The organism is Paenibacillus sp. L3-i20 (genome assembly GCF_022180385.2).
Taxonomy (GTDB): domain Bacteria; phylum Bacillota; class Bacilli; order Paenibacillales; family Paenibacillaceae; genus Pristimantibacillus.
This window is the reverse complement of the sequence record NZ_BQME02000001.1, coordinates 264084-275574: the sequence shown is the minus strand read 5'-3', so window position 1 is coordinate 275574 and position 11491 is coordinate 264084. Positions and strand designations below refer to the sequence as shown.

General features: G+C 42.0%; 9 protein-coding genes. 5 read left to right on the top strand and 4 right to left on the bottom strand.

Going from position 1 to position 11491, the window contains the following annotated elements:
* Positions 1 to 58: 58 nt before the first annotated feature.
* Positions 59 to 3226 carry a cell division protein ZapA gene (locus MFF31_RS01320; protein WP_238186378.1) on the top strand — a complete coding sequence of 1056 codons (3168 nt, stop codon included), beginning with the start codon at positions 59 to 61 and terminating at the stop codon, positions 3224 to 3226.
* Positions 3227 to 3367: 141 nt separating this feature from the next.
* On the opposite strand, the gene MFF31_RS01315 is transcribed toward MFF31_RS01320, so the two are convergent.
* The 4 genes from MFF31_RS01315 to MFF31_RS01300 all read right to left on the bottom strand — a co-directional run bounded on the left by MFF31_RS01315 (position 3368) and on the right by MFF31_RS01300 (position 6459).
* Entirely contained in the window at positions 3368 to 4048 is a 681-nt protein-coding gene (locus tag MFF31_RS01315) for an SDR family NAD(P)-dependent oxidoreductase (protein ID WP_238186377.1), read from the bottom strand.
* A gap of 141 nt (positions 4049 to 4189) precedes the next feature.
* Entirely contained in the window at positions 4190 to 5173 is a 984-nt protein-coding gene (locus MFF31_RS01310) for an ABC transporter substrate-binding protein (protein WP_238186376.1), read from the bottom strand.
* A gap of 276 nt (positions 5174 to 5449) precedes the next feature.
* Positions 5450 to 5842, bottom strand: a complete 393-nt coding sequence (locus MFF31_RS01305; protein WP_238186375.1) for a cupredoxin domain-containing protein — start codon at positions 5840 to 5842, stop codon at positions 5450 to 5452.
* Positions 5843 to 6099: 257 nt separating this feature from the next.
* The gene (locus MFF31_RS01300) at positions 6100 to 6459 is read right to left on the bottom strand and encodes a phage holin family protein (protein ID WP_238186374.1); all 360 of its coding nucleotides are present in this window, start codon (positions 6457 to 6459) and stop codon (positions 6100 to 6102) included.
* 191 nt (positions 6460 to 6650) lie between these two features.
* Between MFF31_RS01300 and MFF31_RS01295 the strand changes: the two genes are divergently transcribed.
* The 4 genes from MFF31_RS01295 to MFF31_RS01280 all read left to right on the top strand — a co-directional run bounded on the left by MFF31_RS01295 (position 6651) and on the right by MFF31_RS01280 (position 11487).
* The gene (locus MFF31_RS01295) at positions 6651 to 9017 is read left to right on the top strand and encodes an endonuclease MutS2 (protein ID WP_238186373.1); all 2367 of its coding nucleotides are present in this window, start codon (positions 6651 to 6653) and stop codon (positions 9015 to 9017) included.
* A gap of 63 nt (positions 9018 to 9080) precedes the next feature.
* On the top strand, positions 9081 to 9503 hold the full coding sequence (locus MFF31_RS01290; RefSeq protein WP_238186372.1) for a DUF350 domain-containing protein: 423 nt from the start codon (positions 9081 to 9083) through the stop codon (positions 9501 to 9503).
* A gap of 112 nt (positions 9504 to 9615) precedes the next feature.
* Positions 9616 to 10167, top strand: a complete 552-nt coding sequence (locus MFF31_RS01285; RefSeq protein ID WP_238186371.1) for a hypothetical protein — start codon at positions 9616 to 9618, stop codon at positions 10165 to 10167.
* 99 nt (positions 10168 to 10266) lie between these two features.
* Positions 10267 to 11487 (top strand): MFS transporter, encoded by a 1221-nt coding sequence (locus tag MFF31_RS01280; protein WP_238186370.1) that lies wholly within the window; start codon positions 10267 to 10269, stop codon positions 11485 to 11487.
* The last annotated feature ends 4 nt before the right edge of the window (positions 11488 to 11491 follow it).

Sequence of the window (11491 nt, the reverse complement as noted above, 5' to 3'; positions counted from 1 at the left end):
TGAGCATTTAACCACTACAATTAAAATGTGACATGGAATGATAGGGGGATGTAACTACATGGATGCGGATCAAACTGTAGTAACCGTTGATATATATGGAATTCAATATAAAGTTAAAGGTCATACCAATATCGAATATGTGAAAAGGGTCGCGACTTCAATTGATGAAAACATGAAGAAACTCGCCAAAACGAATCCTAGATTAGATAATCAAAGATTAGCTGTACTTTGTGCGATGCAGACAACCGAGGATGTATTCAGGCTTAGAAAAGATAACACGAGGTTGCTTGAGGAAGAAGCAAAATCTTTGGAAATCCGTCAACAATTGGAGTCAGAACAGGTTAGAAATTCGGAATTGCTTACTAGCATAGAGGAAGCCAAACAAATTGCAGAGAATCATTTACTGGAAGTTCAGGCTGAAGCGGAGAAACAATTAGCTGACTTTCTATTATTGGTAGAAGAGCAGAAGAAAGCTGAGCAGGAAGCCACAGATCAAGCAATTAAAGTTAGCGAGGAACGACTTGCTGGATTGCAGCAAGAGCATGTGGAAGCCATTGCACGATTGCAAGAGGAGCTAACGCAAGAAAAGAAATTGGAGCTTATCCAGCTTAAGAGTAAGCTGGAGACGGAACTTGCAAAGCTTGAATCCGAAAAGGACAAGAAGATCACTGAACTGATCAGTGAACGAGATGAGAAAATTGCCGAACTAACAGCTGAAAGTAATCGAAAAGTAACTGAACTAAGGGACGAAAACAGTCTAACAATTTCCGAGTTAGAAAGTGAGCGAGATCGGCTAATTGCGGAATTAACGAATGAAAATGCGCTGAGGGTATCGGAGTTATTGAGTGAAAGGGAAGCGACGATAACTAGTTTAACTCAGGAAAAAGAGACTGCAATACTTAATCTTTCTAATCAGAAAGAACAAGAACTTAATACATTATCGAATGAATGGCAGTCGAAGTGGGATACACGGGAGCAAGAGTGGTTAACTGCCCAAGGGACCGAAAAGGCGGAACGTGATCGGTTAGCGTTGGAACGTGAGACGCATTGGAAACAGGAAGTAACAAAAATAGAGACGTCAACTCGTGCTGATCTTGAGCGGAGAAGGAACGGCTGGCTGGAAGAGCGAAGTAAATTGCTTGCTCAGTTAACGGAGTTGCAAAAGACGATGACTTCAGAGAAGGAATCTCTTGAAGGACGTATTTTGATCGCAGATGAACAATTGGCAAAAGCAATGGAGCAGGAAGAGGAGCTTAAAAAGTCTATTTCCCTCCTTCAAATTGAACATCAAGCGAATTTAGAACAAATTAGCGAGGCAGAATCACTTGTTACTGCGTTTGCCGATGAGCGCAAGCAATGGACTGCTAATCAAGAAGAACAACGTCTTCAGCTTGTGCATGAGCATAAGAAACATATAGATGAATTGCAATCTCAAATTAAGAGCTTGGAAGGACGAATCGTGGCAGCTGATCAAGCGGAGCAAAGTTATGCTGGCCAGCTTGAACTACTTGCATTCAAAGGGCTAGAGCTTCAAGAACAGCTCGAGAAGCAACATGCAGATGCAAATGGACTGAAAGAACAGCTTGAACAGATGAAAGCAATTGAAGCTGGACTTAAGGAACAATTGGAGAAGCAGCAAGCAATTGAGCTTGTGCTCAAAGAACAGCTGGAGCAACATAAGGCGGCTGAAAAGGATCTCCAAGAATTATTGGAATTACAGCAAATTGAAGAAAAAGAGTTGCAAGTGAAGTTAGAGCAGCAACAGATAGCAGCTGAGCGTAATTTGATTGAGCAATTGGAGCAGCAGAAGATTGTTGCTGAGCGCGATTTGATTGAGCAATTGGAACAACAGAAAATTGTTGCAGAACGAGATTTTGTTAAGCAACTTGAACAACAAAAACTTGACGCAGAACGCGACCTGATGGATCAGATAGAACAACAACAAGTAGTTGAACGTAACTTAAATGAGCAATTGGAAATCCGATTTACTACTGAGCGTGAGTTAAAAGAACAATTGTTATCACTTAAGTCAGTAGCAAATGAATTGCAAGAATTACTAGAATTGCATCAAGAAGAGGATAAAGAGTTGCAAGTGAAGCTAGAGCGTCAGCAAGCAACTGAGCGTGAACTTAAGGAGCAGCTGGAGCGTCAGCAAGCGGCTGAGCGAGACCTTAAAGAGCAGCTGGAGCGTCAGCAAGTAGCTGAGCGTGAACTTAAGGAGCAGCTGGAGCGTCAGCAAGCGGCTGAGCGTGAACTTAAGGAGCAGCTGGAGTGTCAGCAAGCAACTGAGCGTGAACTTAAGGAGCAGCTGGAGTGTCAGCAAGCGGCTGAGCGTGAACTTAAGGAGCAGTTGGAGCGTCAGCAAGCAACTGAGCGTGAACTTAAGGAGCAGCTGGAGCGTCAGCAAGCAACTGAGCGAGATCTTAAGGAGCAGCTGGAGCGACAGCAAGCGGCTGAGCGAGATCTTAAAGAGCAGCTGGAGCGACAGCAAGCAGTAGAGCGTGAACTTAAGGAGCAGCTAGAAGCGCAGCAGTTCGCCGAAACAGAGCTTCAGGAGTTGTTAGAGCTGCAGCAGGAAGAAGACAAAGAGCTGCAAGAGCAGTTGGCTCGTCTATTATCAGTAGAGCATGAGCATAAGGAACAGCTTGCACACTATAAAGCTGCAAATCATGTTTTGCAAGAGCAGTTAAACATGCATCAAAATGATCAAGACAAGTTAACCCAACAATTTGAATCTCTACAAGAGATCCAGAAAAAACTTAAAGAACAAATAGAGGAGCAACAAATCAAAGAACAAACATTAATGGAGCAACTTGAATTAACATCTGCTCGTGAACGAATTGCATCTGGCCAATTGGAAGCCGCTTCAGCACGAGGCGAAGAGCTTAACAAGCGTTTGGAAGCTCAGGAGCAAGTAATAGAGCAGATGAAGCTGGAAACAAAACGTTTGGAGAAAATGAAGGAAACACTAGCTGCTGAGGAGGAAAGTCTCCGCGAGCGTATGGAACTTGCGCTGCAAGAAGTGGCTGCTTCATCAGATAATCAGGGCAATTGGACTGAACACATCGCTGAGCTAGAGCAAGAGAAGGAAGCTGCTATAAGAAGCTCTGCTCAATTGTCAGAGGAGCATACTGCACTACTTGTTCAGCATAATAAGTTGAAGGTAGAGTATGCTAAATTGCAAACGGAATATAATGAATGGATCGAATTGATTGAACAAAGTTAAGCTATTTAGAAATAGTTGATTGCAATAAAATAACCAGTCAAGGATTGGACTGTACCGACAAGATGTACACGGATAATGACGTGTATATCTTGCTAGTTACAGCCTCAAGAGACCTTGGCTGGTTTTTTTGACTTATTAGAATTAACCATACGAATGTATAGTTGCAGTGGGACCACCAAATGAAAGACTCGCAAGGCGAATGAGATCAGGTGTTACGATAGCGGGATCTTTCCCAGTTGCGTGCATCTCAGTGCGTAAAGTACCAGGGTTATAGAGATTGACGAGAATACCGTATTCATGTTCTTCATCAGCCACAGCACGTGTTAATGATTCGAGACCAGCCTTGGCAGCACTATATGCTGCATAGCCACCTGCACCATTCTGAGATAGGCTGGACGTTATATTTATGATTCTGCCGTACCTTTTACCTCTCATCGATGGTATGACGGCCTTAGTTAATAGGAATGGTCCAGTTAGATTCGTCGAAATCTGATTTTTCCATTCTTCGGAAGTTAGCTCGAGTACGGAGCCTTGCTCCAGAACTGCTGCATTGTTAAGCAGTACATCAATTCGTCCCCAATGATTCATTACGGCTTCAATTGAATCTTTTACTTGCTGCTCTTCAGTGACATCAACTTGCAATGTTAATGCTGAGCGTCCTGTTTTGTCCAATACAATTGCCGCAGTTTGTTCTAACTTGTCAAGTCTTCTTCCTAAAAGAACGACGTCAGCACCTTCTGCTGCGAATGCAATTGCGGTAGCACGACCTAGACCGCTGCCAGCTCCACTAATGATAGCAACACGATTTTTTAACGCTCCCATTTGATTTCCTCCATTCACGAGGTGTTGTGATCATATCTTATCAAAGCTAGCTTGGCTTTGGAAGGGAATCATCTATTAGACTAATTTGGACAGGGAGTAAAAAAAAATTATAATGCAAATAGAAGGAGTGATGGTAATCCCCTATTTTTTCGTTAGTTCCTTCACTGCTTGATCCAGCATGATGGAGCTTGCGATAGGGCCTTCACCTTGAATCCATAAACGTTGATCTACGGGGTAAATACGGTTGTTTTTAACGGCATTAATATTTTTCCAGAGCGGGTTGTTTTGCAGCTCTCCCATTTTTTCTTCGGCATCTTCTTGCACGAGTAAAAAGATATGATCTGGATTAAGCTCTGGCATTACCTCTATTGAGATCACTTGAAGTTTCTTATCCATAGGGACACCTTCAGGAGCTTTAAGTGCTAAATCATTATATAAGACGGAGCCCGCAGGACTAACTTTTCCATAAACACGATAATCCTTTTCCAACACGCGAAGAAACAGAACGGATTCATTCCCAATAGTTGCCTTAACAAGCTCAGCTGAAGCTTTCATTTTTTCATCGTAGTTGGCTATAAGTTGAATAGCTTTATCCTCTTTACCAATAATGTTGGCAAATTCATTTAACGTGTGCCGCCAGTCGAAAGCGGATTGGGATAATAAAATAGTATTAGAAATTTTGGATAGTTGATCATATATTTTTTCCTGACCGGGGGAAGTACCGATAATTAAGTCAGGATCTGCCGCAAGCACCTTTTCAGGGTTTACCCCGCCAATTGGTCCTAAAAACGTAATTTCATCTGCTTGTACTTGTTCGGATAAATAAGGAGGTAATTCATTATCAACAAACGAAACAGTAGATCCAGGTTTCATTTCAAGTGCTGTCAAATAATCGATGTAGCTGTAATCCAAAATAGCAATGTTGCGAGGCGCTTCTTTTAGAATCGTTTCTCCTGCTACATGTTTAATGACGCGCTCGAAACTAGACTTCGTCGTTGTATTTACTACTTCTGTTGTTGAGCTTGAAGCAGGAGTTGCAGGTGCTTGATTATTATTGCAGCCAGTAGCTGCAAGGAAGGTAACAGTTAAACAAATGGTTGCGAATGTAAATTGAATTGCTTTCATGTTGTCAGTCCCTTCGAGATTATAGATTCCAAGTAATATGGAAAAAATACTTCTAAAGAATATATGATAATGATATTCATTGTCAATTAAAAGAATGATAATTCCTTCCTTTGCTCCGTATTTCTTAGTAAAAGAACAAAAAACGAGTACCGAGAGCTTCAACCATAAAGAAATGATGGATGAGCTTCTTAGTACTCGTTTGAAGTTTTTGTATATAGATCACTGGATTATAGCGTAACGATAACTTATCACTATAAGAATTGAAAACAATATTGACTATTCAACGATAAGTTTAGCTTTCATTATTCGATGCCCAGCACCACATGGAACGTTGCAAATCATATCGTAAGTGCCAGGCTCATCGAACTTGACGGCAGTAGATTTATTGTTTTTGATTGAGTAATCGCTTTTTACAATAGACACGCCATGGACGCTTCCAACTGATTTTAGAGTCAGGTCTACAGTTTCTCCAGCTTTAATTTTATATTCTTGCTGGTCAAACTCCCAATCAGAAGCAGTGATAACAACCTCGGAAGTGCTTTTTTCACTAGTTTCAACAGCTTCTTTGTTCTCTGAGCCTGCTTTATTCGTTTCTTTGCCATTGGTGCCGCAAGCTGCAACAACAAGTGCTAGTACCAGGACGGATGCAAACGCTAGCCACTTTTTCATAATAATACCCCTTCCAATTTGAACAATGAATGTCGATAGTCTCCCATTATTTTAACCTGAAAATGGATAAAATAAATAAAACCTCGTGACAACACTTTGACAAACTGTTGAAGAAGTGATGAACAAGTGGTGAACAAGCAGGTTCCAGCTCTTGGAGTATAGCAATGAGAGGTTTAGTTTTAGATGAAAAAAGAGTAGAGCCCCTGCTTGCCTGTTAAGACAAGAAGGGGCTAATAATTAATGTGATGGCATTTCGATTAATCGGCATTACGTCTTCCTGATTCATAAGGTGTACTAACTGGAATGAACAGGTCAATAATCCCGATGGCGAGAGCTGCCAATATTGCACCAAGCATCGTTACGTGAACACCGCCAACGATGAATTGGGCGATCCAGATAACCGCCGCACTTGCGATAAAACCGACGATTCCTCGGCCAAATGGAGTTACGCGCTTACCGAATATCCCTTCAATGATCCAGCCAAGTGCAGCGATGACAAGGGCTAGGAAAAGTGCACTCCAGAACCCGCCAACGCTGAATTGCGGAACAAGAAATCCGACAACCATAAGAACTAGCGCAGAAACAATAAAACGTACAACATGACCCAAGAAGCTCATATCGAAGTCCTCCTTCTTAATGTAATGGAACCATCTTTTATTGATAAGCAAGAACTGAAGCTGTTGAATCACAATTAGTGTTGCCAACGTTGTATAAATTATGTGTGGTACGAAATCCATTAAACTAACTTCGACCCGTGCATCATGTCCGAGGTTCGGCTATAATATAAGGGCGAGAGGAGTGTTATTCGTTGGACGCCAAAATATTAACAACACTTGAATATCCAAAAATTATACATAAATTAACGAAGCATGCGAGCACCTCACTAGGAAAGTCGACAACTGAGATGCTTAAACCGGTCACAGAACTTGAAGAGGTTAAGCTTCTTTTGCAAGCCACTGAAGAGGCCTATGCAGCTGATCGACTAAAGGGAAGTGCTCCGTTTGGAGGCATTGTTGATATTGCCTCATCCCTGCATAGAGCTCGAATAGGCGGTACTTTGAATCCAGCAGAACTTCTTGATATTGCATCCACTTCACGTGGTGGTCGCCGCATTAAGAAGCATATCGAAGTCATTCATGATGAACATGCTATTCCGATGTTGCTGTCTTTAACAGAAGGCATAAGTGAGCATAAGTCGCTTGAAGATGCCATATTTGCTTGTATTGATGAACAAGCTGAAGTCATGGATAGTGCAAGCTCTGAGCTTGCATCGATTCGTCGTGAGCTGCGAACCGGAGAATCACGTATCCGTGAGAAGTTGGAATCAATGATTCGCTCATCTTCCGTTCAGAAGATGTTACAGGATGCTATTATTACACTACGTAACGATCGATATGTTATTCCTGTTAAGCAGGAATATCGTTCGAGCTTCGGCGGACTTGTCCATGATCAATCAGGCTCTGGTGCAACTTTATTTATAGAACCGGAAGCAATTGTTACAATGAACAATAAGCTCAAAGAATTAAAAGCCGGGGAACAGCGTGAAATAGAAAAGATATTACAGAAGTTGACCGCATTAGCTTCTGATTATGTAGAAGATTTTTTGCTGAATCAGGATTTGCTAGGCCAATTGGATTTTGCATTCGCTAAGGCGAGACTTGCACATGAGATGAAGGCGATCCAGCCAAAAATGAACGACAGAGGTTTCCTTAAGCTTAAGCGCGGACGACATCCGCTAATTGATAGAAATAAAGTAGTCCCTCTCGACATTGAGCTTGGTAATAATTATTCAGCAATTATCGTAACAGGACCGAACACAGGCGGCAAAACCGTTTCGTTAAAAACAATAGGTTTGTTGAGCTTGATGGCGATGTCTGGCTTATTTGTGCCTGCGGAAGAGGGAAGTCAATTATGTGTGTTTGATGCTATCTATGCGGATATTGGTGATGAACAAAGTATTGAGCAGAGCTTAAGTACGTTCTCCAGTCATCTCACCAATATTATTCGTATTTTAAACGTGATGACTTCAAAAAGTCTTGTTCTACTTGATGAACTAGGAGCAGGTACGGATCCGGCAGAAGGTTCGGCGCTTGCCATTGCTATTTTGGAACATATACATGCAAAGGGAAGTCGAATTATTGCTACAACTCATTATAGTGAGCTAAAAGCATATGCATACAATCGCAAAGGAGTTATCAATGCGAGCATGGAGTTTGATGTTGCCTCTTTGAGTCCAACTTATCGATTGCTTGTAGGAGTTCCTGGGCGTAGTAATGCATTTGCAATTGCCGAGAGGTTAGGCTTACAGCGTTCCATAATCGATCATGCTCGTGGTGAGGTAAGCGAAGAGGATCTGCGAGTTGAAAACATGATTGCATCATTAGAAGAAAATCGTCTCAGTGCTGAAAATGATCGGCAGTCAGCGGAGATGCTTCGATTGCAGATGGAGAAGCTTAATGCAAAACATGAAGCAGAGATGCTTCGTTTCGAGGAGCAAAAGGATAAGTTGCTGAAAAAAGCACAGGAGGAAGCTCGTGAAGCTGTCTCTAAAGCAAAGCGCGAGGCAGAAGTGATTATTTCAGACCTCCGAAAGCTCGCATTAGAAGAGGGTGCTTCTGTAAAGGAACATAAACTCATTGAAGCACGTCGCAAGCTGGACGAAGCTGCTCCTGAGCCGCAAAAGCAGAAGCGAGGCAAAACTGGCTCAGATGGCAAACCTCAAAAAATTGAGGCGGGTGATGAGGTTGTCGTGTACAGCCTTAACCAGAAGGGGATCGTTGCTGAAGTTTTTGGTTCTGATGCAGTTGTTCAGCTTGGCATTATGAAGATGAAGGTTGCCCTTGATGATATGGAACTTGTAAAAGCGAAACCGATTGAAAAGGTTCAGCAACCAAAACAAGCGGCTAGCTTAAAACGTACGAGAGATGAAAATGTTCGTATGGAGCTTGATCTTCGTGGAGAAAGCTTGGAAGAAGCTATAATGGAGGTTGATCGATTCCTAGATGAATCGTTCCTTTCAGGATTCGGTCAAGTGTATATCATTCATGGAAAAGGAACCGGCGTACTCAGAACGGGTATCCAACAATATTTGCGCAGACATACTCATGTGAAGAGTTACCGCAATGGTAATTATGGTGAAGGCGGCATAGGAGTAACTGTAGCTGAATTGAATTAACGATGGACTGCGATGGAAGGGATGTTCCATCGCAAGTTTTCTCTTAGGATAGGGGATGCATCTATGGAAACGGAAATTGAGAAGCTTTTAAGTAACCCGTATGCCTCTTCGTTAGCGTTCGTGTCTGTAACTGTATTATCGCTTATTGTGTTTTTGTCATGTTTTGAGCTTGTAGCAAGGTATAAATGCTGGGATGAAATTAAGCAGGGGAATATGGCTGTTGCTATGGCTACCGGCGGTAAAATATTTGGAATTTGCAATATTTTCCGATTCTCTATCGAATCGAATGTTTCTATCTATCAAAGCTTGATATGGGGAGCATTCGGCTTTATTATTTTGCTTATTGCGTATTTACTATTTGAATTTCTAACACCGGTATTTCGAATTGACGAGGAAATAGCAAAGGACAATCGGGCAGTTGGATTTATTGCAATGACAATATCAGTATCGCTATCATATGTGATTGGAGCAACCGTCATCATTTAATGCGAGGGGCTTATTGATGAAATATTTATGGATAACACTTCTTATCGTTGCTATTTTATTTTTTGTTGTCGGTATTATTTATGTTATGAACAATTAGAGGAGATGTACAACAATGGAAGATCGTCAAGTTTGTCAATGGTGTGTAACGGAAATCGTATGGGATGAAGAGATAGGTCCAGAATCACATTGCCCGCATTGCGACAATGAACTGGGCGGTTATCGCTCGCTGAAAGTTGGTTTAGATAATGACTTTGAGCCGGATTCAGACGAAGATGAGATTCCAGAATCGATAGAAGGTAATGAGGATTGGTCTGAAGAAGAGGAAGAACGTGCGAATGATGCAGGTTGGATGAAGGATAATGAAGGGTTCCGCAGCTCGAATGCAAATTTACTTGCGGCAGAAAGTGTCATTCAGCGTATAGTGAATGAGCAATTTGAGCTTCCAGAATGTCCGTCTTGCAGAGAGTATATGCTTGAAGCAGGCAGTCAATCTATCGGTGGAGCAGGTTTTGAGCCTACAATTGCTGAAGCAATTGGTCACTCCATCGTTCCTAATCCGTTCCGCGTTATTTGGTATGTTTGTCCATCTTGTTATTTAACAACATCGCAGCTTAGTCCATTGGATCGTGAAGCGATGATAGAGAGACTATCAAAAGAGAAATAAGTGGATCTAACAATTGTGACAGGGCATTGGATTGTTCAATAAAGGGCATGTTACAAAACGAATTTCTAAGCGCGTTTATCGTTGGCGGGAGGTATCGTTTTGGCAAAAACACTAGAGAAGCAAGCTGTCTTGCTCTTAATTGTACAGGCACTTTACGGTGTTGGACATGCTCTGTCAGGATTATTTGTTCCTGTTTATTTGTGGAAATCAAGTCAGTCCTACATGATAATTGGTTGGTTTACGTTTGCTCAATATGCACTCGGCGGTATTACCTTTTGGCTTGCAGGCAAATGGGTTAAAGAACATAATAAAATGAATAGCTTGCGTTTAGGAATTGCGTTGTCAGGTTTATTTTATTGTGCTGTGCTCCTTCTAGGAGATAGAGCAATTAGCTGGTCGTTACCCCTTGGTATGTTAAATGGTATTGCAATGGGTTTTTTCTGGATTGCTTTCAATGTCGTTTATTTTGAAGTGACAGATCCAGATAATCGCGATCGCTATAATGGCTGGGCGGGTTTACTTGGAGCTGCTGCTGGAATGGTGGCACCATGGATTTCTGGTATTCTTATTACTTCGATGCAAGGGGAAAGTGGCTACCGTCTCATATTTACGATATCACTAGTTATCTTTTCTGTGTGTGTCGTTCTTAGCTTCTGGCTTAAGAAACGGCATGGCGAAGGGAAGTATGACTGGATGCATGGAATTCATCAGCTGCTCCAAAAGGGTAATCCGTGGCGACGGATGTTTCCTGCCATTGTTGCACAGGGAGTTCGTGAAGGTGTTTTTATGTTTTTGGTCGGATTAACGGTATACACTGCCACAAAGGATGAGAGTAAATTAGGTAATTTTTCATTGATTACCTCACTTGTGGCTCTTATCAGCTTTTGGATAGCGGGGAAATGGTTAAAGAAAGATTACCGCAAATGGTCGATGCTGATCGGTGTTATCATGATTGCGGTCGTCATTCTACCATTATTTTGGAAAGTATCGTACTTTACATTACTTCTTCTAGGCATAGGTACCTCCTTGTTCATTCCGCTCTATAACATCCCAATGACGTCAAGAGTGTTTGATCTTATTGGTCAATCCCAGCAGAGCGCAAGGGAGCGCGAAGAGTTTATTGTACTGCGTGAAGCTGGCTTATCGATTGGCCGTTTGATCGGTACAGCTGCTTATTTGATTTTATTACCGCGTAATGACTCCCCCCTCGCAATTACTTGGCTCTTATTTGCAGTTGGGATCGTGCCTATTGCAGGTTGGTGGTTTATGAAGCCATTTCTAAGTGGAGAGGTAGAGGGGAAAAAGGAAAGTGCCAACTAGAATA